The sequence below is a fragment of the Geodermatophilus arenarius genome, from assembly GCF_042654585.1.
GTDB lineage: Bacteria > Actinomycetota > Actinomycetes > Mycobacteriales > Geodermatophilaceae > Geodermatophilus > Geodermatophilus arenarius.
In genome coordinates, this window is sequence record NZ_JBHSGR010000009.1 from 38432 (window position 1) to 60056 (window position 21625).

The 21625-nt window shown below is 76.2% G+C and carries 20 protein-coding genes and 2 tRNA genes; 15 read left to right on the plus strand and 7 right to left on the minus strand.

The window, feature by feature from the left end:
- Positions 1 to 74: 74 nt before the first annotated feature.
- On the minus strand, positions 75 to 572 hold the full coding sequence (locus ACFO3M_RS10085) for a MarR family winged helix-turn-helix transcriptional regulator (protein WP_387988453.1): 498 nt from the start codon (positions 570 to 572) through the stop codon (positions 75 to 77).
- A 25-nt stretch (positions 573 to 597) separates the two neighbouring features.
- A complete protein-coding gene (locus ACFO3M_RS10090; RefSeq protein ID WP_387988454.1) occupies positions 598 to 1515 on the minus strand; it encodes a hypothetical protein in 918 nt (305 codons plus the stop codon).
- Positions 1516 to 1779: 264 nt separating this feature from the next.
- Here ACFO3M_RS10090 and ACFO3M_RS10095 point away from each other — a divergent pair, with 264 nt between their 5' ends.
- The 3 genes from ACFO3M_RS10095 to ACFO3M_RS10105 all read left to right on the plus strand — a co-directional run bounded on the left by ACFO3M_RS10095 (position 1780) and on the right by ACFO3M_RS10105 (position 5427).
- On the plus strand, positions 1780 to 3096 hold the full coding sequence (locus tag ACFO3M_RS10095) for an alpha-hydroxy-acid oxidizing protein (protein ID WP_387988455.1): 1317 nt from the start codon (positions 1780 to 1782) through the stop codon (positions 3094 to 3096).
- Positions 3097 to 3160: 64 nt separating this feature from the next.
- On the plus strand, positions 3161 to 4585 hold the full coding sequence (locus tag ACFO3M_RS10100; RefSeq protein ID WP_387988456.1) for an amino acid permease: 1425 nt from the start codon (positions 3161 to 3163) through the stop codon (positions 4583 to 4585).
- Positions 4582 to 5427 (plus strand): universal stress protein, encoded by an 846-nt coding sequence (locus ACFO3M_RS10105; RefSeq protein WP_387988457.1) that lies wholly within the window; start codon positions 4582 to 4584, stop codon positions 5425 to 5427. The genes ACFO3M_RS10100 and ACFO3M_RS10105 overlap by 4 nt, the downstream gene beginning before the upstream one ends.
- Positions 5428 to 5548: 121 nt before the next feature.
- Here the strand turns inward: ACFO3M_RS10105 and ACFO3M_RS10110 are convergent, their stop codons facing one another.
- Positions 5549 to 6220, minus strand: a complete 672-nt coding sequence (locus ACFO3M_RS10110) for a MerR family transcriptional regulator (RefSeq protein ID WP_387988458.1) — start codon at positions 6218 to 6220, stop codon at positions 5549 to 5551.
- A gap of 131 nt (positions 6221 to 6351) precedes the next feature.
- On the opposite strand from ACFO3M_RS10110, the gene ACFO3M_RS10115 reads away from it, so the two are divergent.
- Positions 6352 to 6906: a DUF6194 family protein gene (locus ACFO3M_RS10115; RefSeq protein WP_387988459.1), complete on the plus strand. Its 555-nt coding sequence runs from the start codon at positions 6352 to 6354 to the stop codon at positions 6904 to 6906.
- Here ACFO3M_RS10115 and ACFO3M_RS10120 read toward each other — a convergent pair.
- From ACFO3M_RS10120 to ACFO3M_RS10130, 3 genes are all read right to left on the minus strand, one after another.
- Positions 6880 to 6952: transfer RNA gene (locus ACFO3M_RS10120), tRNA-Arg, on the minus strand. The two genes, ACFO3M_RS10115 and ACFO3M_RS10120, sit on opposite strands and share 27 nt — an antisense overlap.
- Positions 6953 to 6973: 21 nt before the next feature.
- Positions 6974 to 7062: transfer RNA gene (locus ACFO3M_RS10125), tRNA-Ser, on the minus strand.
- A 94-nt stretch (positions 7063 to 7156) separates the two neighbouring features.
- Positions 7157 to 8317 carry an MFS transporter gene (locus tag ACFO3M_RS10130; RefSeq protein ID WP_387988460.1) on the minus strand — a complete coding sequence of 387 codons (1161 nt, stop codon included), beginning with the start codon at positions 8315 to 8317 and terminating at the stop codon, positions 7157 to 7159.
- 136 nt (positions 8318 to 8453) lie between these two features.
- Between ACFO3M_RS10130 and ACFO3M_RS10135 the strand changes: the two genes are divergently transcribed.
- A complete protein-coding gene (locus tag ACFO3M_RS10135; RefSeq protein ID WP_387988461.1) occupies positions 8454 to 8987 on the plus strand; it encodes a CGNR zinc finger domain-containing protein in 534 nt (177 codons plus the stop codon).
- 20 nt (positions 8988 to 9007) lie between these two features.
- Entirely contained in the window at positions 9008 to 10450 is a 1443-nt protein-coding gene (locus ACFO3M_RS10140) for a bifunctional phosphatase PAP2/diacylglycerol kinase family protein (protein ID WP_387988462.1), read from the plus strand.
- Between the two features lie 85 nt (positions 10451 to 10535).
- Here the strand turns inward: ACFO3M_RS10140 and ACFO3M_RS10145 are convergent, their stop codons facing one another.
- A complete protein-coding gene (locus ACFO3M_RS10145) occupies positions 10536 to 11177 on the minus strand; it encodes a hypothetical protein (RefSeq protein ID WP_387988463.1) in 642 nt (213 codons plus the stop codon).
- A gap of 142 nt (positions 11178 to 11319) precedes the next feature.
- Between ACFO3M_RS10145 and ACFO3M_RS10150 the strand changes: the two genes are divergently transcribed.
- The 9 genes from ACFO3M_RS10150 (at position 11320) to ACFO3M_RS10190 (ending at position 21610) form a co-directional block, all read left to right on the plus strand.
- Complete coding sequence (locus ACFO3M_RS10150) at positions 11320 to 11865, plus strand: DoxX family protein (RefSeq protein ID WP_387988464.1); 546 nt, start codon at positions 11320 to 11322, stop codon at positions 11863 to 11865.
- Positions 11862 to 12914: a PHP domain-containing protein gene (locus ACFO3M_RS10155; protein WP_387988563.1), complete on the plus strand. Its 1053-nt coding sequence runs from the start codon at positions 11862 to 11864 to the stop codon at positions 12912 to 12914. Before ACFO3M_RS10150 ends, ACFO3M_RS10155 begins: the two co-directional genes overlap by 4 nt.
- A 105-nt stretch (positions 12915 to 13019) precedes the next feature.
- On the plus strand, positions 13020 to 13982 hold the full coding sequence (locus ACFO3M_RS10160) for an alpha/beta hydrolase family protein (protein ID WP_387988465.1): 963 nt from the start codon (positions 13020 to 13022) through the stop codon (positions 13980 to 13982).
- Positions 13983 to 14357: 375 nt separating this feature from the next.
- Positions 14358 to 15251, plus strand: coding sequence for a glycosyltransferase family 2 protein (locus ACFO3M_RS10165; protein ID WP_387988466.1), 894 nt, complete (start codon positions 14358 to 14360; stop codon positions 15249 to 15251).
- Entirely contained in the window at positions 15248 to 16270 is a 1023-nt protein-coding gene (locus ACFO3M_RS10170) for a glycosyltransferase family 2 protein (protein ID WP_387988467.1), read from the plus strand. Before ACFO3M_RS10165 ends, ACFO3M_RS10170 begins: the two co-directional genes overlap by 4 nt.
- Complete coding sequence (locus ACFO3M_RS10175; RefSeq protein WP_387988468.1) at positions 16267 to 17091, plus strand: polysaccharide deacetylase family protein; 825 nt, start codon at positions 16267 to 16269, stop codon at positions 17089 to 17091. The genes ACFO3M_RS10170 and ACFO3M_RS10175 overlap by 4 nt, the downstream gene beginning before the upstream one ends.
- A gap of 33 nt (positions 17092 to 17124) precedes the next feature.
- Positions 17125 to 19698 carry a glycosyltransferase family 2 protein gene (locus tag ACFO3M_RS10180; protein ID WP_387988469.1) on the plus strand — a complete coding sequence of 858 codons (2574 nt, stop codon included), beginning with the start codon at positions 17125 to 17127 and terminating at the stop codon, positions 19696 to 19698.
- Positions 19695 to 21011, plus strand: coding sequence for a lipopolysaccharide biosynthesis protein (locus ACFO3M_RS10185; RefSeq protein WP_387988470.1), 1317 nt, complete (start codon positions 19695 to 19697; stop codon positions 21009 to 21011). The genes ACFO3M_RS10180 and ACFO3M_RS10185 overlap by 4 nt, the downstream gene beginning before the upstream one ends.
- Positions 21008 to 21610, plus strand: coding sequence for an acyltransferase (locus ACFO3M_RS10190; RefSeq protein WP_387988471.1), 603 nt, complete (start codon positions 21008 to 21010; stop codon positions 21608 to 21610). The genes ACFO3M_RS10185 and ACFO3M_RS10190 overlap by 4 nt, the downstream gene beginning before the upstream one ends.
- Positions 21611 to 21625: the final 15 nt, after the last annotated feature.

The window sequence follows — 21625 nt, forward strand, 5'->3', positions numbered from 1 at the left end:
CGCCCGCAAACACTACGGGCTTGAAGTTCCCCCGGACGACGTCGTTCCGGCCAGGGGACGGGCGGGTCCTCAGCTCATCGGCGGATGCGGGTGGCGGCGGAGACCCGGGCCAGCGCGTCGGTGACGACCGCGGCGTCGTCACCCAGGAGGGTGAGCAGGTGCGCGACGAGCTCGTCGTGGGTGACCGCGGCGGCGCGGACGCGCTCGCGGCCCGCCTCGGTGAGCCGCGCGTGCAGCAGCCGCCGGTCCCCCGGCCGCCGCTCGCGCACGACCAGCCCCTGGTCGACCAGCCGGCCGACGGTGCTCGTGACCCCGGCGCGGGACAGCCCGAGGGCCTCGGCGACCTCGCCCATCGTGGCGCGCTCGCCCGGCGCCTCGGCGATCCGCCGCAGCGCCTCGAAGCCGGTGAGGGACAGGTCGTGCTCGCGGTGGAGCGCGGAGTCGACCCGGTGGGTGATCCGGTCGTGCACCTGCACGATCCGCAGCCAGGTCTCCGCGGCGCCCGGCGCGGCTCCGGCGAGTGCCGCGGGGTCGGCCGGGATCCCGGTCGTCAGCACGTCGTCGGGGGTCACCGCACCATCGTCGCCCAGGTCCGCGTCAGGCGCTCCCGGTCGGGTCCGCGGGGTGCCGCCGGCCGGCGGCCAGCACCAGCCCCGCGGCTGTGGTGACCAGCGCCAGGCCGGCCGCCACCAGCGGCAGCGGCAGCGGGTCGGGGTCGACCGGCCCCTGCGCCGCGGCGACGCGCAGGTTCACCGCGGCGGTGCGCGCGCTGTCGGCGCCGACCACCTCGAGCGTCGTCGGCCCGGGGACCCCGCCGTCGGGGATGCGGACGGCCACCTCGACCGTGCCGTCCGGCGCGGCCACCGCGGTCCCGAGCACCGTGCCGTCGGGGCCGCTGACCGTGACCTGCTCCCCCGCGCCGAAGCCCGCCGCGCTCAGCACGACCTCGCCGCCGGCGGCCACCTGCTCGGCCGAGGCGGACACCGAGGCGCCGGCGTCCGGGCCGTCGGCGGGAGCTCCCGGGGCGGTCTCCGGGGCGGGCAGGCCGGGCACCGGCATCGGCACGGCCTCGCCCGCCGGGGCACCGGGCTCCGGGACGGGGGTCGGCATCGGGGCCGGCGGGACCTCCGCGGGCGGCGGCGCGGTGATCGCGGCGCAGTCCTCCTCGGCCGGGCGGGTGAAGGAGAAGCCGTCGAGCTCGTCGGTGTACGCCGTCCCCGAGCCGTCGAGCGCGGCGTACTCCAGCCGGCTGTCGATCGTCTCGCCCCAGTCGACGTCACCGGTCCGCAGCACCACCGTCTCGCCGGGGGCGAGCTCGGCGGAGTCCTCGCCGTCCGGGCTGCGCGTGGTGGCCAGCGTGACCGCGTAGGCCACGGTCCCCGCCGTCACCTCGACCGCGACCCCGCCGGGGCGGCAGCTCGGCCCGTGGGTGACGCGCGCGTCGGGCCGGGCCGGGTCGTCGGCGGCCAGCGCGGGGCCGGCCAGCGCCACCCAGCCGGCCAGGAGGCCGGACACGGCGGACAGGAGAGCGGGCCCCGTCGGCACGACGGGGCGGGGCGTGTGCCTCGGCACGGACCCGACCGGCACGTTTCCCCCTCGAGCGGTCGTGCACGCCGCGGCACCGGTGGTTCCGGTGGCGGCGCTCCCCCATCATGCGGTCCGTGGACGCCCGTTGACGACGGGCCGACGGCGCGTCGCGGCGAACGGCCCGGCGTGTCGGGACCGCGGGGGCCGCGAGGGCCGGGCGGGGCCGGTGAGCCGGATCACTACGGTGGCCTCGTGGACTCAGCAGCCGGGACCGGTCGCCGCCGCCAGAACGAGGTCTACCGCGCCGGGGTGTACGGGCGCTCGCCGCTCGTCCCCACCACCGCGGAACCCCTGCAGCGCCGGGCGCGGGCGCGGCTGACCGCCCGGGCCTACGCCTACGTGGCCGGCGGCGCCGGGGAGGAGCACACGCAGCGGGCCAACCGCGCCGCCTTCGACCGGTGGGCCGTCGTCCCCCGGGTGCTGCGCGACGTGAGCGACCGCGACACCTCCGTGGAGCTGCTCGGGCGGCGGATCCCCGCGCCGGTGCTGCTCGGCCCGGTCGGGGCGCTGGAGCTGGTGCACCGGGAGGCCGACCTCGCGGTGGCCCGCGCCGCGGCGTCCCTCGGGGTGCCGTTCGTCTTCTCCAACCAGGCGTCGGTGCCCATGGAGACGTGCGCGCAGGCCATGGGCGACGCGCCCCGCTGGTTCCAGCTGTACTGGTCGACCTCCGACGAGCTGGTCGAGAGCCTGGTCGGCCGGGCCGAGGCCGCGGGCTGCGAGGCGCTGGTGGTCACCCTCGACACCACGATGCTCGGCTGGCGCCCGCGCGACCTCGACCTCGGGCACCTGCCGTTCGCGCTCGGCAAGGGGATCGCCCAGTACACCTCCGACCCGGCGTTCCGGCGGCTGGTCGAGGCCCGCGTCGCCGCGGCCGGCGACGCCGCCCCCGCGCAGGCGGGCGAGGCCGCCGGACGCGACCGCCAGCCCCGGCCCACGCTCGCCGCGGTGCTGGCGATGGTCGGGATGGCCCGCGCCTGGCCCGGCCCGCTCCGGGAGAACCTCCGCTCGCCGCTGCCGCGGGCCGCCGTCGAGACGTTCCTGGCCACCTACTCCCGGCCCTCGATCACCTGGGCCGACCTCGCCTGGCTGCGGGCCCGCACCCGGCTGCCGATCCTGCTCAAGGGGGTCCTGCACCCCGACGACGCCCGGCGGGCGCTGGACGAGGGCGTCGACGGCGTGGTGGTGAGCACCCACGGCGGCCGGCAGGTGGACCGCTCGATCTCCGCGCTGGACGCGCTGCCCGACGTCGTCGCGGCGGTCGGCGACCGCGCGCCGGTGCTGCTCGACAGCGGCGTCCGCAGCGGCGCCGACGTGCTGGTCGCCGTCGCCCTCGGCGCGCGGGCGGTGCTGCTCGGCCGGCCCTACGCCTGGGGCCTGGGGCTGGCCGGGGAGGCCGGCGTGCGGCAGGTCGTCTCCGACGTCCTCGGCGAGTTCGACCTGACGCTCGGCCTCACCGGTCACACCTCGGTCGCCGAGCTGGGCCCGGAGGTGCTCCGCCGGGTGGGCTGAACTCGCCGCCCCCGTGCCGAGGCGGGAGGGTGGGCGCGGTCGACCCGCCGTCGAGGAGGTCCGCGTGAGTGCTCCCTCCGTGCGCTCCCAGCTGTTCCGCCGCAAGCCGGTCGCGCTCATGGTCGAGGAGACCGGCGCCGGCGACCCCGAGGGCGGGGCGCTGGCCCGCCGCATCGGCGTCGGCCAGCTCATGGGGCTGGGCATCGGCGCCACGATCGGCACCGGGATCTTCTTCGTGATGAGCACGGCCGTGCCCGAGGCCGGCCCCGCCGTCGTCGTGTCGTTCGTCCTGGCGGCGATCACCGCCGGGTTCACCGCGCTCTGCTACGCGGAGCTGGCCTCCACCATCCCGGTCGCGGGCTCGTCGTACTCCTACGCGTACGCGACGCTCGGCGAGGTCGTCGCTTACGTCGTCGGCTGGTGCCTGGTGCTGGAGTACGCGGTCAGCTCGGCGGCGGTGTCGGTGGGCTGGAGCGAGTACCTCAACGAGCTGCTCGACGACCTGCTGGGCGTGCGCATCCCCGACGCGCTGGCCTTCGCCCCCGGCGCGGGTGGCGCGGTCAACCTCCCGGCCATCGTGCTGGTGACCCTGTGCGCGCTGCTGCTGGTCCGCGGGGCCAGCGAGTCCGCGCGGGCCAACGCCGTCATGGTCGTGCTCAAGGTCTGCGTCCTGCTGTTCTTCGCCGCCGTCGCGTTCACCGCCTTCGACGCCGGCAACCTCGCGCCCTTCGCCCCGCTCGGCGTGGCCGGGATCAGCGCCGCGGCGTCGTCGATCTTCTTCAGCTTCATCGGCCTGGACGCCGTCTCCACCGCCGGCGAGGAGGTGCGCGACCCGCGCCGGACGCTGCCGCGGGCGATCGTCGGCGCCCTCGTCGTGGTGACGGCGGTGTACCTGCTGGTCGCCGTCGCCGCGGTCGGCGCCCAGGCCGCCGGCGCCTTCGAGGGGCAGGAGGCCGGGCTCGCGGTGATCCTCGAGGACGTCACCGGGTCGCGCTGGCCCGCGGTCGTCCTGGCCGCCGGGGCGGTCGTCTCGATCTTCTCGGTGACGCTGGTGACCATGTACGGCCAGACGCGGATCCTGTTCGCGATGAGCCGGGACGGCATGATCCCGTCGCTGTTCAGCCGGGTCGACCGCCGCACGCTGACCCCGGTGCGCGGCACGGTCGCCGTCGCGCTGTTCGTCGGCCTGCTGGCCGGGTTCGTCCCGCTGGACTTCCTCGTCGACCTCACCAGCATGGGCACGCTGGTCGCCTTCACCGTGGTGTCGATCGGGGTGGTCGTGCTGCGCCGCACGCAGCCGGACCTGCCGCGCGGCTTCCGCGTGCCCGGCTTCCCGGTGGTGCCGCTGCTGTCGGTGCTCTTCTGCCTCTACCTGATCTGGGGGCTGCCCGGCGTCACGTGGGCGCTGTTCGCCGGCTGGCTGGCGATCGCCGCGGTCGTCTACGTCACCTACGCCCGCACCCACTCGGCGCTGCGGACGCCCCGGTGACCCTCGTCGTCGGCCACCCCGCCGACCTCGAGGACGGCGGCGCGGCCCACCTCCGGCTGGCCGCGACGCTCGCCCGCACGGGCGGGGACGACGTCGTGGTGGCCACGGTGGTCCCGCGCGGCTTCCCCGACCCGCGGGTGGACCACGAGTACCGGACGTGGGTCGCCGACGTCGTCCGCTCCCGCCAGGGCCGGGCGGCGCACGACCTGCGGGAGGCCGGGGTGGCCGAGGTGCGCACCGTCGCCCTCGAGGCGCCGTCGGTGCCGGCCGGGCTGGTCACCGTGGTCGGGCAGGTCGGCGGGACGCTGCTGGTCCTCGGCCGGGAGGGCGCGGTGCCCGAGCACCTGCTGCGCTCCTCCCCCGTGCCGCTGGCACTGGCCGCGCGGGCGGGCGCGCCGGGGCCGCGCGTGACGCGGCTGACCTGCGCGTGGGCCGGCACCGACCGCTCCCGCGCCGCGCTGGCCTGGGCGCAGCGCACCGCGGCCGCGTGGGAGGTGCCGCTGCGCCTGGTCACCTTCGCGCCCGAGCGCGACCCGCTGCTGCCCTCGGAGACCGGCCTGCACGTCGAGCGCGAGGTGGCCTCCGCGTGGGCCCGGCAGGCGCGGGAGGAGCTGGACCGGGTGGCCGCCGGCCTGCCCGGCCCGCCGGGGACCGCGGTGGCGCGGGGCCCGGGGTGGCCCGGTGCGGTGTCCGCCGCGGGGTGGTCCGACGGCGACCTGCTGGTCGTGGGCTCGTCCCGGCTGGGTCCGCTGGCCCGGGTGTTCCTCGGCTCGACGGCGACCCGCATCGTGCGCGCGGCGCCGGTCCCGGTGGTCGTGGTCCCGCGCGGCACGGAGGGTTGAGGGACACGCCCGGGCGGGGTTGACGCCTCCTGTGATGCGGCTCACAGTGGACGTGGGCGGGGGCAGCCGGCAATCGAGTGGCCACCGACAGCTCGGTGGACCGACCAACGCGGCCAGACCGTCAGGACCGGCCCCCCGCCCCTCGATCCCCTCCCCCGACGCCCGCGCCGAGCAGCGCGGCGAGCGCGGCGGTCCCCTCGAACAGCGCCCGGGACCGGGCGTCGACGTCGGCGTCCCGGGCGGCCAGCGCGGCGCGGACGTCGTCGTGCCGCCCCGCCTCGCGGAACCGCGGCACGAGCTCCCGGAGCGGGCCGATGCGGTACCCCGCCCGGCGGAGCTGGTGGACGATCCGGGCGTCCCGGACGTCGGCCGGCGAGTAGCGGCGCGCCTCGCCGGCTCCCCGTCTCGGGCTGACCAGCCCCTCGGCGTCCCAGTGCCGCAGGGTCGACGGGCGCACGCCGAGGGCCGCGGCGAGCTCGGCGACGCCCATCGCGTCCGAGGGCCGCACGTCCCGGATCGGCTCACCGGCGATCAGCTCCGCGGCCTCGCGGGCGAGGGCCAGGTCGCGCCGCTCGGCGTCGAGCCGGGCGTGGGCCGCGTCGAGGAGGCGGAGCAGCCCCGGCGGGTCCCGGTGGGCGGTGCGGAGGAGCTCCGTGGCGTGCACCGGCCCGACGGCGGCCGCGAGAGCGCGGTGGGCCTGCGCCGCGCGGACGTGCTCCTCGGCGAAGGTGCGGTACCCCGACGCGGTGCGCCCGGCCGGAGGCAGCACGCCCGCGGCCTCGAGGTCGCGCACGTGCTGCACCGAGCACCGGCCCGCCGGGCGACGTCGACCGTCCGCAGGCCCGACTGGAGACTCCGCACCGGTTCCTCCCCGTCTCCTCGGGCCCGACCCTCCACAGGGACCTGGATGCCACGCTCGAAGGCGTGGACATCGACGAGATCATCGGTCACGCCACCTCGCCGGGCGGCGTCCTGGTCCTGCGGCCGGGCCCGGGCGACGGCTCGCCGGAGGCGGCCTGGGGCGACGTCTTCCTCTACTGGGCGCCCGACGGCGTCGTGCCGCGGACCCAGCCGTTCGCGACGGTCGCGACCAAGGACGTACCCGGCGACCGGTCGTCGCGGCTGGACCGGCCCGGGACGTTCCGGGTGGACGTCGGCGTCGGGCGGGAGGAGTTCACCGCGCTGGTCGGCCGGGCGCCGCGGGAGCCGGCCGGCGACGACGAGCCCGCCCCGGACGCGACCGACACCGTGCCGGCGCACCCGGTCCACGGCGAGCTGGGCTGGGTCTACGTGGTCGACCCAGGGCCGCGGACGGAGGCGACGGTGCGCGACCTGCTGACCCGGGCGCGCGCGGGCCCGGGCGCGGACGGAGCGGCGGGCGCGGGCGTGAGGAACACCACAGCCCCGCTCCTGCGCGAGGAGCGGGGCCGTGGCGGTGTCTCAACCAAGACGTGCACCCGAAGGGATTCGAACCCCTAACCTTCTGATCCGTAGTCAGATGCTCTATCCGTTGAGCTACGGGTGCGTGCTGTGCAGTTGTCGTGCGCGGAGGCTCCGGGATTTGAACCCGGGATGGGGATTAACCCAAACCGCATTAGCAGTGCGGCGCCATAGACCGGACTAGGCGAAGCCTCCCGGGGTCCGAGTCCCCCCGGAACCACCGGAGAAGAGACTACCAGCGGCCTCCGCGGCCCTCCCAGCCCGGGGGGTCCGGGCCGGGAGGGCGGGCTCAGACGGCCACCCGCTCCCGCGGGGACGACACCGCGCGGCGGCCCGGCAGCAGGGTCACCAGCACCGCGACGGCGGCGCCGGCCACCGCCAGCACCAGGCTGCCGGTCACCCCGTGCGGGCCGTCGATCAGCGCCCCGCCGAGCGCCGCGCCGACCGCCGAGGCGCCGGTGGCCATCGTGGAGAGCCAGGTGAAGGCCTCCGTGGTGGCGTGTGCCGGGGCGAGGGCGCCGACCAGCGAGTTCTGCACGGTGAGCGTCGGCGCGATCGCCGTCCCGCCGAGGAACAGCAGCGCGCCGAGCACCCACGGGCTCGACGCCGCGGCCAGCGGCGCCAGGCCGATCGTGACGCCGAGCAGCAGCCACCGGTACTGGCGCGGCAGCGAGGCGCTCACCACGCGGGCACCGAACCACAGGCCGCCGGCCACCGAGCCCAGCGACCACAGCGCCAGCAGCAGGCCCGACATGCCGGGCGAGCCGGCGGCGTCGGCGAACGCCGGAATGGCCACCTCCAGCGCGCCGAAGCCGAGCATCAGCGCCGATCCGCTGACCAGCACCCGCGGCATGCCGGGGGCGAGCACGGTGGCGAAGGGGCTGGTGCGCTGGGTGGCCGGCACGGGCGTCCAGCCGCGCAGCGCCCTCGACGTCGCGATGCCCAGCGCGCCGGCCACCGCGAGCAGGCCGGCGACGCCGAGCGCCCAGGCCGGGCCGGTGAGGACGGCGAGCGTCGCGACCAGCGTGGGGCCCGCGACGAAGACCAGCTCGGTGGCGGTGGCGTCGAGGGCGAAGGCGGTGCCGCGCACCCGCGGGTCGACCCGCGACCACAGCGCCCGCACGGTGCCCGACACCAGCGGCGTCGCCGCACCGGCCGCCGCCGACGCAGCGACGACGACCGCGATCGGCGCGCCGCCGAGGACGACGGCCACCAGCACGGCGAGCAGGAGGGGGTAGGCGCCGGCCTGGCCGAGCAGGACCGGGCGCGGGGTGCGCCGGTCGGCGAGCCGGCCGAGCACCGGCGCCATGGCGGCCATCGCGAGGCCGTAGGTCGCCGACGCGAGGCCGGCGGCGGCGTAGGAACCGGTCTGCTGCTGCACCATGAGCAGCAGCGCCAGCGGGACCATCGCCGAGGGCAGCCGGCCGGCGAAGCCGGCGAGCAGCAGCACGGGGGCGGACGGCAGGCGCCAGACGGACAGGTACGCACGCACGACGGAACTCACTTCAGAAGATCGAGGAAGAGGAACAGTAGGGGGTCAAGAGTCGTTGACCCCCTACGACGATAGCAGGGCGGTAGGGAGTCACATGGACTACGACACCTACGGGTCGAACGCCGTGGAGCTGGCCATCGACCTGGCCAACGCCGACCGCGCGGCGGATCCGGACTGGGCGGTGGCGTTCCTGCGCGCCCACGACGAGTGGTTCACCCCCGAGACGGCGCTGGAGCTCTCCCCCGCCGAGACCCGCCGCGCCGCCGCAACCTCCGACCTGGTCCGCGCGGTCGCCGTCGCGGGGACGCAGGACGACGTCATCGCCCGGCTCAACGAGCTGCTCGCCCTGGCCCGGCCGCACCCCTACGCCACCGACCACGACGGCGAGCTGCACCTGCACTACGCGCGCCCCGACGCCTCCGCCCTCGAGCAGCTGACGACGACGGTGGCGATGGGGCTGTCCCAGGTGGTGGCCCAGCACGGGTGGCAGCGGCTCGGCGTCTGCTCGGCCGAGGGCTGCGACGACGTCTACGTGGACACCTCGCGCAACGCCAGCCGCCGGTACTGCTCGAACACCTGCGCCAGCCGCTCGACCGTCGCCGCCTACCGGGCCCGCCGCAAGGCCTGAGGAGGGCTAGCGTCCCGCGGGTGACCCCGCTGCGGCTGCGCCACTGGGACGCCCGGCTGCACGCCGCCGTCGGCGCGCTGCCCGCGAGCCCGGCCGACCGCTGGCTGCGGCGGCTGTCGCGGGCGGCCGACCACGGCAAGCTCTGGTTCACGATCGCCCTGGTGCTCGGGCTGCGCCGCGGGGCGCCGCGGCGGGGCGCGGTGCGGGGCCTGGGCTCGCTGGCGGTGGCCAGCGGCGTGGTCAACGCCGTCCTCAAGCGGCTGTTCGGCCGGGTGCGGCCGGACCTGGCGAACCTGGCGGCCGACCGTCGGCTGCGCCGGGCGCCGCACACCCTCTCCTTCCCCAGCGGCCACTCGTCGTCGGCGGCCGCCTTCGCCACCGGCGTGGCGATGGAGGACCCGCTGGCCGGCGCCGCGCTGGCCCCGCTCGCGGTGGCGGTCGGGTACTCGCGGGTGCACGTGGGCGTGCACTACCCGGGTGACGTCGTCTCGGGGCTGGCCATCGGGGCCGGCGTGGCGCTGGCCGGCCGGCGGTGGTGGCCCGTGCGCCCGACCGAGCCGGCGCGCGTGCGGCCCGGGAGCAGCGCCCCCGCGCTGCCCGACGGCGAGGGCCTCGTCGTCGCCGTCAACCCGCGGTCGGGGCCGGAGGGCTACGACCCCGCCGAGGAGATCCGGCGCCTGCTGCCCCGCGCCGAGGTGCTGGCGGCGTCCGATGGGTGCGGCGTGGGCGACCTGCTCGAGGAGGCCGCTCGGTCGGGGCGGGCCACGGCGCTCGGCGTGGCCGGCGGGGACGGCAGCGTGGCGGCCGCCGCAGCGGTGGCGCTGGAGGCCGCGCTGCCGCTGGCCGTCCTCCCGGCGGGGACGCTCAACCACTTCGCCCGCGACCTCGGGGTCGAGACGCTCGAGCACGCCGCCGACGCGGTGACGGCCGGGCAGGCGGTGCGCGTGGACGTCGCCGACGTCAACGGGGTGCCGTTCCTCAACACCGCGAGCATCGGCGTCTACCCGGAGCTCGTGCGGCGCCGCGACGCGCTCGAGCGGCGGCTCGGCCGGTGGACCGCGACGGCGGTGGCGGCGGCGCAGGTGCTGCGCGCCGGGACGCCGGTGTCGATGGTGCTCGACGGGCGGCCGGTCGAGGTCTGGATCCTGTTCGTCGGCAACTGCCGCTACACCCCGCGCGGCCTGGCGCCGGCGTGGCGGCCGCGGCTGGAGGACGGACTGCTCGACGTGCAGTACCTGCGCGCCGACGTCCCGTTCAGCCGCACCCGCGCGGTGCTCGGCGCCCTGCTCGGGATCAGCGACCGCAGCTCCGGCTACGCCACCTCCGCGACGCCGGAGCTGCACGTGCACCTGTGGTCGGGCCCGCAACGCGTCGCCTACGACGGCGAGACGGGCGAGGCGGCGTCGTCGTTCGTGTTCGGCAAGCGCGCGCCGCTGACGGTGTACTGCAGCCGCACGGCCTGACCCCGCGCCCCGTCGCGGGCGTTCCTCGCGCCCTGCCGGCCCGGCGGCACCCGCGACGCACGGGGAACACCCCCACGCGGTCCGCTCACCGGCCGGGGCGAGCGGCCGACGTCCCGGACCGGACCACCGCCAGGACCGCCACCGCGGCGAGCGCCTCGCCGAGCTCCTCGACGAACGTCGCCGACGCCGCCCCGGCACCACCGGCGAGCAGCCCGGCCAGGTGGGTGAGCACGTCGAGGCCCAGGGCGGCGAGGGCGTAGCCCGCGAGCGCGGCCACCACCGGCACCGTCGCGGGGACGTCCCACGCCCGGCCCGCCACCGCGAGCAGCCACAGCGACGGCACGGCGACGGCGAGCCCGAGGAGCAGCGTCGTCAGCGGGGACGTCCCGGCCTCCGCGAGCGAGTGCGCGCTCGCCAGCTTCACGACCGCGAGCGCCAGCCCCGCGGCCGCGACCGCCGCCCACCACGGCCGGGCCCGGCCGGTGGCCGAGCGGCACGCGCGGCCCGCGAGTGCCGCCACGGCGACGAAGACGCCGGTGGTGAACAGGCGCGGGAGCCCGCCGACCGCGTCGAGGTCGAGCAGGTACCGCACCGACGGGACCGCACAGTGCCCGAGAACGCAGCTCAGCCGCACCGCGAAGGCGGTCCCGAAGAGGACGATCGCGGCCAGCCCGAGCAGGAGCACCCACCACGCGGGCCGCCACTGCGGACGGGCCGACGGGTGCACCGGCCGATCATCCCGCGCTGCGGGCGGCCCCTGCACTGACCGAGCGCGGAGAGGTGCTGATCACTAGGTTCCGATCAGGTGTCCCGAACCGCTGCCTGGGCAAGGGACACGCCTGAGGTCCCATCGACGGAAGAGGTCATCCATGTTGGTCCGCCGGATCGCCCGGCCCCTGCTCGCAGCGTCGTTCCTCTACGGCGGCGTCGACACCCTGCGCAAACCGCAGACCCGGGTGCCGGGGGCCCAGCCGGTGGTCGACACGATCACCAGGACGGCGGACCAGCAGCTGCCGGTCCAGGTGCCGCGCGACACCGAGCAGTGGGTGAAGATCGACGCCGGCATCAAGGTCGGCGCGGGCGCGCTGTTCGCGCTCGGCAAGCTGCCCCGCCTGAGCGCGCTCGCGCTGGCCGGGAGCATCGTCCCGACCACCTTCGCCGGCCACCGCTTCTGGGAGCACGAGGACCCGGAGGAGCGCTTCGGCCAGCTGTCGAACTTCCTCAAGAACGCCGGCCTGCTCGGCGGCCTGCTGATCGCCGCCGTCGACACCGAGGGCCGCCCGTCGGTCGGCTACCGGGCCCGCCGCGCGGCCAGGCGCGCCGCCGAGTCGACGGAGAAGAACTACGAGAAGGCGACCCGGCGCGCGGCCAAGGCCCAGAAGAAGGCCGCCAGGAAGGCGAGGAAGGCCAGCTGAGCACACCTCTCGGACCCGCGGCCGCGCTCCGGAGGATCGCCTTCCTCCTGGAGCGCGCCCGCGAGCCCACGCACCGGGTCGCCGCGTTCCGCACCGCGGCGGCCGTCGTCGACACGATCGGGCCCGAGGAGCTCGACCGGCGGATCCGCACGCGCACGCTCACCGACCTGCGCGGCATCGGCCCCAAGACCGGCGCCGCGATCGTGCAGGCGCACGCCGGCGAGGTGCCGGAGTACCTGGCCCGGCTCGAGGAGGCCCACTCCGAGCTCGTGCCGCTGGCCGACGACGTCGCCGAGTTCCGCGCCACCCTCCGCGGCGACCTGCACACGCACTCGGACTGGTCCGACGGCGGCAGCCCGATCCGCGAGATGGCCGAGGCGGCGATCGGGCTGGGCCACGAGTACATGGCGCTGACCGACCACTCCCCGCGGCTGACCGTCGCCAACGGGCTGACGGCGGAGCGGCTGGAGCGCCAGCTCGACGTCGTCGCCGAGCTCAACGCGGAGCTCGCGCCGTTCCGGATCCTCACCGGCATCGAGTGCGACATCAACGTCGACGGCAGCCTCGACCAGACCGACGAGCTGCTCGGCCGCCTCGACGTCGTGGTGGCCAGCGTCCACTCGGACCTGCGCGCCGAGTCCGCGGCCATGACCGAGCGGATGCTCGCCGCGGTCGCCAACCCGCACACCGACGTCCTCGGGCACTGCACCGGGCGGCTGCTGATCCCCCGCGAGCAGCGGGAGGGACGGCGGCAGCGGCCGCGGCCGGAGAGCGCCTTCGACGCCGAGGCCGTGTTCACCGCCTGCGCGCAGCACGACACCGCCGTCGAGATCAACTCCCGGCCCGAGCGGCTGGACCCGCCGCTGCGGCTGCTGTCCCTCGCCGTCGAGCTGGGCTGCCGGTTCGCCGTCGACACCGACGCGCACGCCCCCGGCCAGCTCGACTGGCAGGGCAACGGCTGCGAGCGCGCCGTCGAGACCGGCGTCGACCCGGACCGGGTGGTCAACACCTGGACCGCCGACGAGCTGCTGGAGTGGACCGCCGGCTGAGCGCGGACCACGGACCCCGGTGGCCGGTCGGGCGGCGGCGTGTGAGACCTCCCACCGGGCGCCCTGGTCCCGGGGTGCTCCAGCCCGATGCCGGAGACTGGGGTCATGGCGAACCGCTGGCGCGACCGCGTCCTCCTCGCACTCGTGGCTCCCCTGCTCGTCACCGGCTGCTCCTCCGCCACGCCCGACGACGCGACGCCCGAGGACGCGACGCCGGCCGAGCCCACCGCGCTGCAGGTGACGAGCACCACGGTCACCTTCGAGGACCCGTCGAGGCCGACCGTGGACGACCAGGGCAACCAGCTGGCGGCGAGCCGGACGCTGGAGACCACGATCTGGTACCCCGACGGCGGTGACGGCCCCTACCCGCTGGTCGTGTTCAGCCACGGCTACCTGGCCTCGCCCGAGGCCTACGAGGAGCTGCTGAGCCGCTGGGCCTCGGCCGGCATGGTCGTCGCGGCGCCGCGGTTCCCGCTGAGCGCGGAGGGGACCGAGGAGATCCGCGCCGACGTGCTGCAGCAGCCCGCGGACGTGTCCTTCGTCCTCGACCGGGTCCTCGAGCTCGGCCGGACGCAGGGCAGCGACGTGGAGGGCGTCATCGACGAGGAGCGGCTCGCCGCGGCCGGGCACTCCCTCGGCGCCCTGACGACGGCCCTGCTGCGCAGCGAGGGGGACCTCGACGACCGCTTCGACGCCGCGCTCGTCCTCGCCGGCGGCGAGCTGACCTACCTCGTCCCGGAGCTCGGGCAGCAGCTGACCCGGCCGTTCGCCGAGGCCGGCACCCCCGTCCTGTTCGTCCACGGCGGCAACGACGACGCGATCCCGCTGGAGCAGGGCGCGGAGCTCTACGGCCGGGCCCCGGAGCCGAAGGCCTTCATCGAGGTCCCCGACGCCGACCACAGCCGTGCCTACGACGACGACAGCTCCCCGACCTGGCCGGTGATCGCCGAGGCCACGACCGACTACCTCGAGTGGGCGCTCGACGCCGACCCGGAGGCGCTGACGCAGATGCGGTCGGCCGTCGAGGAGTCCGGGACCGCCGAGATCGTCGACGACCGACTCGGCTGATCCCGCCGGGGCCGGGACACCCGCCCGGGTGGGGTCGTCCACCCGGGTGGGTGGACGGCTCCGGCGATCGGCTACCGTGGGTCCTCGACCGTCAGCGGTGTTCACCCGATGACGTGACGCACCCATCACTCTGTGGACACGGCGACGACTCTCCGTCAGCATGGGAGTGCGACGCCGGCCAGGTGGCACGGGGGACCAGCACACCGATGTGCCGTCACGCGTCCCGGGTTCCCCTGCGCCGACTGACCGGCCAGCGAGGACACCACTCAGCAGCAGCACCACGGGTAGCGATGACCCGTCGGGCGACTTGGTCGCCATCCACCCGACGGCGAGCAGAGGCGAAACCGGACCCGACTCCGCAACGAGAGGACCGGCATGCGCCCACACGAGGGCACCGCACTGCACCACCACCCCGGCACCGCGCCCCGGATCAGCGTGGTCATCCCGACGTACAACGAGGCCAAGAACCTCCCGCACGTCTTCGCCCTGCTCCCGGAGGACCTGCACGAGGTCATCGTGGTGGACGGGCGCAGCGTCGACGACACCGTCGAGGTGGCCCGCAGGCTCCGTCCCGACGTCGTGGTGGTCCGCCAGAACCGGCGGGGGAAGGGCAACGCCCTGGCGTGCGGCTTCCGGGCGGTGACCGGCGACATCGTGGTCATGCTGGACGCCGACGGCTCGGCCGACCCGCGGGAGATCCCGGCCTACGTCGCGGCGCTCACGTCCGGTGCCGACTTCGCCAAGGGCACGCGCTTCGCCCCGGGCGGCGGCAGTGCCGACATCACCAAGCTGCGGGCCTGGGGCAACCGCTGGCTCAACCGGATCGTCAACGTGCTCTACGGCACCTCCTACAGCGACCTCTGCTACGGGTACAACGCCTTCTGGACGCACTGCCTGCCGGTGCTCGCCCTCGACGCCTCCGACGGCGAGCGCGACCACAAGGCCTGGGGTGACGGGTTCGAGATCGAGACGATCATCAACACGCGCGTGGCGAAGGCCCGGCTGACCATCGCCGAGGTCCCCAGCTTCGAGTTCCCCCGCCTGCACGGGCAGAGCAACCTCAACACCTGGCGGGACGGCCTGCGGGTCCTGCGCGCCCTGCTCGTCGAGCGGGTCAACGGCACGCGGGGACCGGTCACCCGGCCGGCGTCGGTCACGTCCGCGACGACGGCTCCGTCCCCGCTCGGCACCGGGCACCAGCCGTCGGCCGGGGACTGGGCGGCGCTGCGGCCGCGCGCCGGCGTGGTCGGCGTCGAGGAGGTGGCATGACCACCGTCGCCGTGGTCGTGCCCTGCTTCAGCGAGGCCCGCTGGACCGACATCCTGCGCGCGGTGGACTCCGCGGCAGCGCAGACCGTCCCGGTCGAGCTGATCGTGGTCGTCGACCACAACGACACCCTCCTGCACCGGCTGCGCCGCGAGATCGGTGACCGGGCGCGGGTCGTGGCCAACCAGTACTCCCGGGGTGCGTCCGGCGGGCGGAACACCGGGGCGATGGTCAGCACGGCCGAGCTCATCGCCTTCCTCGACGACGACGAGGTGGCCGAGCCGACCTGGATCGAGGAGCTGCTGCGGGCCCACCGGGCGGCCCCCTTCGCCACCGGGGTCGGCGGGGCGATCGAGGCCCGCTGGCCGGGCGGTGCGCCGCGGTGGTTCCCCGAGGAGTTCTCCTGGGTCGTCGGCGGCTCGATCCCCCGGCGCGGGGGCACCGACGTCCGCAACGTCTGGGGCGCCAACCTGCTGGTCCGCCGGACCGCGCTCCTGGCGGTCGGGGGCTTCAGCAACGACTTCGGCAAGGTCGGTGACGCCTCCCAGCCCGAGGACACCGAGCTGTGCCTCCGCCTCAACGCGCACAACGGCCCGGGCTCCCGCTGGCGGTTCACCCCCTCCGCGGTCGTGTGGCACGAGGTGCCGCCGGAGCGCCGGACGTTCCGCTTCTTCCTCCGGCGCAGCCACCTGGAGGGCGCCGGCAAGCGGCACATGGCGGCGCTCCCGACCGCCGGCGAGCACGTCCTGGCCGAGGAGGCCGCCTACGTGCGCTCGGTGCTGCTGGCCGGTGTGGGCCGCAACCTCGCCGCGGCGCTCCGGGGGGACGTCGTCGGCGGACTCGGCCGGGCTGCCGCCATCGTGGCCGGGGTCGCGGCGGCAGGGCTCGGGTACCTCACCGCACGGCCGGGCTCCTCCCGGCCGGCCGCCCCCGTGGCCGTCGTCGACGACCTGGGCCGCGGGACCCCGGACGAGGGCAGGGCCACGCCGGCGCGCCGTCCCCGGGCCGGAGGCGCACGGTGAGCGCCCTCGCCGTGGCCGGGGACCTCCTGCGCCCGTCGGTGCGGTGGCGGATGCCCGTGCTGATGTACCACTCGACCCCGGCGACACCGCCGGCCACACCGAACGAGCACGCCGTCCCCGTCGGTGAGCTCGCCGAGCAGCTCGGCGCACTCGCCGCGGAGGGATGGCGCCTCCTCGGCCTCACCGAGGCGCTCGCGGCCCGCGCCGCCGACCCCGACGCCCGGGTCGTGGGCGTGACCTTCGACGACGGCCTGCTCGACTTCACGAACGCGGTCGAGGTGCTGGTCTCGCTGGGCGCCCGCGCCACCATGTACGTCCCCACCGGCGACGTCGGACTCCGGTTGCCGCCCGGCGACCCGCACGGGTCACGGCTGAGCTGGTCGGAGCTGGCCGACGCCGCGGACGCCGGCGTCGAGATCGGCAGCCACTCGGTCAACCACCGGACGCTCGACACGCTCTCCTCCCGCGACCTGCGCACCGAGGTGGTCGACAGCCGGCGGGCCCTCGAGGACGCCCTCGGCCGGCCGGTGGTCTCCTTCTGCTACCCCCACGGCTACTCGAGCCGCCGGGTCGCGCGCGCGGTCGCCGAGGCGGGTTACTCGAACGGATGCATCGTCGGGCGGAGGATCGCCACGTCCGCGGATGATCCGTACCGTGTTCCCCGCCTGCACGTCCGGCCGGGGGACACCGGCGACGCCTTCCGGGCGCTCGTCGAGAAGGGCGAGCCCGGGCTCGCGCCGCACCTCAAGCGTGTCGCCGCGCCGGCCTGGCGCACCGCTCGCCGCGCCGCCAAGCACGTGCTGGGCCGCGAGCTGACATGAGCTCCACCGGGGGAACGGACGGATCGAACTGAGATGGCGCTGGTCGACGACACCGCCCCGGCGGTCGACACCGCCGCGGCACACGTCCTGGACGTCGAGCTCTCGGACCCGGTGGGTCCGCTGCAGCGCACGGCTCCGGACGGGACGACCGCGGACGAGGCGTGGCTGCTGCTGCGCCTGGACGGCGAGCCCGTGGGGTGGGAGGTCGTGCCGCTCCCCGATCAGGGGATGCGGGCCGACGAGCTCCAGCGGCTCCTGGACAGCCGGTGGGGCGACGTCGTGCGCCGCCGTCGCGCCGCGGGTCCCGGCTTCGCCGAGGTGCACGCCCGCCACCTCGCCGTCGCTCCCCGTGCCAGCGTCGTCCTGTGCACCCGGGAGCGGCCGGAGGCGCTGGCCGGCTGCCTCGAGAGCCTGACCGCGCAGGACCACCCCGACTTCGCGGTCTGGGTGGTCGACAACGCGCCGGTCACCACCGCCACCGCGGACGTGGTCGCGGGCTTCGCCGGCCGCCTGGACATCCGGTACGTCGTCGAGCCGCGGCCCGGCCTGTCCCGGGCACGCAACCGGGCCCTGCAGGAGCCGCTGGAGGGTGAGGTCGTCGCCTGGATCGACGACGACGAGGTCGCCGACCCCATGTGGCTGTCGGAGCTGACCCGTGCCCTGACCGAGCGGCCGCAGGCCGCCGCCGTGTCCGGGCTGGTCGTCCCCGCCGAGCTGGCGACCCGTGCGCAGGTCTGGTTCGAGCAGTTCGGCGGGCACAGCAAGGGACGCGGGTTCACGCCGGCCGACTTCGGGCCGGGCAGCGGGGACCGCCAGAGCCCGCTGTACCCCCTGCCCCCGTTCGGGGTCGGCGCCAACATGGCGTTCCGCACGTCGGCCCTGCGGGCCGTCGGCGGTTTCGACGCCGCGCTCGGCGCCGGCACCCTGACGCACGGCGCCGAGGACACGCGGGTCTTCACCGACCTGCTGCGCTCGGGCCTCCCGACCCTCTACCGCCCCAGCGCGGTCACCCGGCACTTCCACCGCCGCGACGTGGCCGGGCTCCGCCGGCAGATGGAGGGCTACGGCACGGGCCTCACCGCCTTCTACACCTCCCTGGTCGTCGACTCGCCGCCCGTCCTCCTCCGGCTGGCCGCGCTGGCCGGCAGGGCGGTGCGGGACATGACCAGCTCCGACAGCCTGCGCGTCTCCGGTCTCGCGGCGGACTTCCCCGCCGAGCTGCTGTCGGCGAACCGGGCCGGGATGCTCCGCGGACCCGGCGCCTACATCCGGCAGCGGCGGCTGGACCGGCGGCTGGACCGGGAGGCCGGCGCCGTCCCCGCGGCGTCGCCCGCCGGGGACGGCGGGTGGCGGCCGACCAAGGTCGTCCACTGGGACCTCGACGGGACCGACGGTCCCGTCCTGGCCGACGAGGACGTCGCCCGCTACGGGGCGGTGCACGTCGTCGCCCGGCGCGGGGCCCGGCCGGTGGGGCTGTTCACCCTCCCCCTCCCCGAGGCGCTCGACCGCGACGCCCGCGACGCCGCGGTGCAGCGGCTGGTGGAGCCCGCGCCGGAGGACGCCCCGGTCGCGGCCGGGGGTGCGCTGCCGAGCGTCTCCGTGGTGATCCCGACGATGCTCGAGCGGCCCGCCGGGCTCTCCCGCTGCCTGCGGGCCCTGCTGGACCAGGAGCTCCCGCCGGTCGAGGTGCTGGTCGTCGACAACCGCCCCGGCACACCCGACGGCGACGCCGCCGCGGCCGTGCCGGAGCTCGGCGACCCGCGGGTGCGCCTGCTCCGCCAGCCCGTCCCCGGGATCTCGGCGGCACGCAACCGCGGCGTCGACGAGGCCGTGGGGGAGGTCGTCGCCTTCACCGACGACGACGTCGAGGTCGATCGTCACTGGGTCCGGGCCCTGGCGGAGCGGTTCGCGACGGAGCCGGCCCTCGACGGGCTGGGCGGCCTGGTCGTCCCCAGCGAGCTGGAGACCCCGGCGCAGGAGCTGTTCGAGCAGCACAGCGGTGGGGCGGCGAAGGTGCTCGTCGCCGAGACCCTCCGCCTCGAGCGCCCGCGCGCCCGGTCCTGGCACCCGGCGCGCTACCGGGTCCTGGTGCAGCGACGCGTGGACGGCGCCCTCCGGACCGTCCGCACGCACTCGCTCTACCAGCTGGGCACCTTCATGGGCGCGAACATGGCCTTCCGGACCGCGGCCCTGCGTGCCCAGGGGCCGTTCGACCAGGCCCTCGGCACCGGGACCCCCAGCCGCGGCGGCGAGGACGTCGACATGGTCGTCCGGATGCTGACGTCCGGCCGCGCGCTCGGGTACGAGCCCTCGGCGATCACCAGCCACGCGCACCGCCGCACCGACGCGGAGCTCGCCCGCCAGATGGCCGGCTACGGAACGGGGTTCACCGCGCTGCTGACGGCCGTCGTCGCGCGCGACCCCCGCCACCTGGTGGGGCTGGCACACGCAGCGCTCACCGTGGCACGGAGCCGGCTCCGCCCCCGGGACCCCGGCGTGACCACCCTGCTCGAGGGCCTCCCGGCGGAGCTCCGCCGGCTGCGCCTCCGGGGCATGGTGTCCGGGCCGCGCGCCTACCTCGCAGCCCGCACGAAGGAGACCTCGTGACCGCCACCGCGGCCCCGCGCAAGCGCCGGGCCATGGAGCTCAACGCCGTGGCGCTGATGGCCTCCACGGTCCTCACCGGTGTCCTGGGCATCGTGTTCTGGATCGTGGCCGCCCGCCTGCTGCCGGCCTCGGCGGTCGGTCAGGCGTCGTCGGCCCTGTCCGCCATCACCTTCCTGGCGGGGCTGGCCCAGCTCAACATCGTCAGCGTGCTGCTGCGCTTCGTCCCGCAGGCCGGCCGCGCGACCGGGGGCTTCATCGCCCGGGCCTACGGCCTGGCGCTGGGCATGGGCCTGGTGGTCACCCTCGGCTTCGTCGCACTGGGCTTCGGCAGCGCCATCCTCGGCGACGAGTGGTTCATCCCGCTGGTCTTCGTGGGCGCGACGCTGTGCTACGCCCTGTTCCTGGTCCAGGACGGCGCGCTCACCTCCCTCGGCGGAGCCGTGTGGGTGCCCCTGGAGAACCTGGTGGCCGGGCTGCTCCGCGTGGCCCTCCTGTTCCCGCTGGTGCTCCTGTCCAGCCGCTGGGGTGCGCTCGCCGCGCTGGTGGTGCCCACCCTGCTGGCCGTCCTGGTGGTCAACACCTTCGTGTTCCGCCGGCTGGTCCCCCGGCACGTGGCGACGTCCACCGGGTCGGCCGACGTCGGCTGGAGCTCCATCAAGGGGTTCGTGGCCGGGGACTACGCGGCCAGCGCGCTGGCCAGTTGCGTCGCGTTGCTCCCGCCCGTGCTCGTCTCCGCGGAGCTCGGCAGCGAGGCGGCCGCCTACTTCTACGTCCCGTGGTACGTCAGCGTCTCCTTCGGCACGCTGGTGTGGAGCATCGCCATGGCCTTCGTCGTCGAGTACGCCAACGACGCGGCCGCCTTCCGCCGGCTGATCAAGCGGTCGATGCGCCTCACCGCGCTGGTGAGCGTCGCGGCGACGACGGTCTCCGTGGCCGCCGCGCCCCTGCTGCTCGCCCTCCTCGGCTCCCAGTACGCCGACCAGGGGACCACGCTGCTGCGCATCATCGCCCTGTCCTTCCCCTTCAGCGCCGGGTTCGTGATCTTCACCGCCCTGAGCGTGGCGCGCAAGCGGCTGCGGCCGCTGGTGACGGCCCTCGCGGTCAAGGCGGTGGTGTTCCTCGCGGTCACCGCCGTGGGCCTCACCGACTTCGGCCTCGAGGGGCTCGCGCTGGTGTACCTGGCCGCCGAGGTCGTCACGGCGCTCGCCGTCCTGCCGATCGGGCGGCGGCTGTACCGGGAGCTCGTGGCGAGCGCGGGCCGGCCGCGGCAGGCGGAGACCGAGGTGCCCGCCCGGCCCGAGGCCGCGTCGTGACCACGGCGCTGCCCGCCGGCCGGGGGACGCCGCGCCGGTCCGACCTCCGGCTGCTGGTGGAGTCGCTGCGCCTCGACGCGCGCGTCTTCCGGCGCAACCTCTGGTTCAACCGGGTGGCGGCCTCCTTCGCCGTCCCCAAGGTGCTGCGCCGCACGCTCTACCGGCTCGGCGGCATGGCGGTCGACTCCTTCGTGGTGAGCCCCGCCTGCCGCTTCGAGGGGGATCCGCGCAACGTCCGGATCGGGGCGCGGAGCTACCTGAACCTGCAGTGCTACATCGAGGCCGTCGCGCCGGTCGAGATCGGCGTCGACTGCGCCGTCGGCATGCAGACGATGATCATCACCTCGGACCACCGCGGTCCGGGCGGGACGTGGCGGTCGCAGGCCAGTGGTCTGCCCGTGGTGATCGGGGACCGCGTGTGGCTGGGCGCCCGCGTCACCGTCCTGCCCGGCGTGACGATCGGCGACGACGTGGTCGTGGCGGCGGGAGCGGTCGTGGCGGCCGACTGCCTGCCCCGCGGCGTCTACGCCGGTGTCCCCGCCCGTCGTGTCCGCGAGGTCGGACCCAGCAGGATCGGCGCAGGAGAGGCGACCACATGAGTTCCACCAGTGCAC

Bases quoted from the DNA above. Each gene is read 5' to 3' on its own strand.
- ACFO3M_RS10180 (WP_387988469.1), top strand. From the start codon at position 17,125: ATGGCGCTGGTCGACGACACCGCCCCGGCGGTCGACACCGCCGCGGCA.
- ACFO3M_RS10165 (WP_387988466.1), top strand. From the start codon at position 14,358: ATGCGCCCACACGAGGGCACCGCACTGCACCACCACCCCGGCACCGCG.
- ACFO3M_RS10135 (WP_387988461.1), top strand. From the start codon at position 8,454: ATGGACTACGACACCTACGGGTCGAACGCCGTGGAGCTGGCCATCGAC.
- ACFO3M_RS10170 (WP_387988467.1), top strand. From the start codon at position 15,248: ATGACCACCGTCGCCGTGGTCGTGCCCTGCTTCAGCGAGGCCCGCTGG.
- ACFO3M_RS10160 (WP_387988465.1), top strand. From the start codon at position 13,020: ATGGCGAACCGCTGGCGCGACCGCGTCCTCCTCGCACTCGTGGCTCCC.
- ACFO3M_RS10150 (WP_387988464.1), top strand. From the start codon at position 11,320: ATGTTGGTCCGCCGGATCGCCCGGCCCCTGCTCGCAGCGTCGTTCCTC.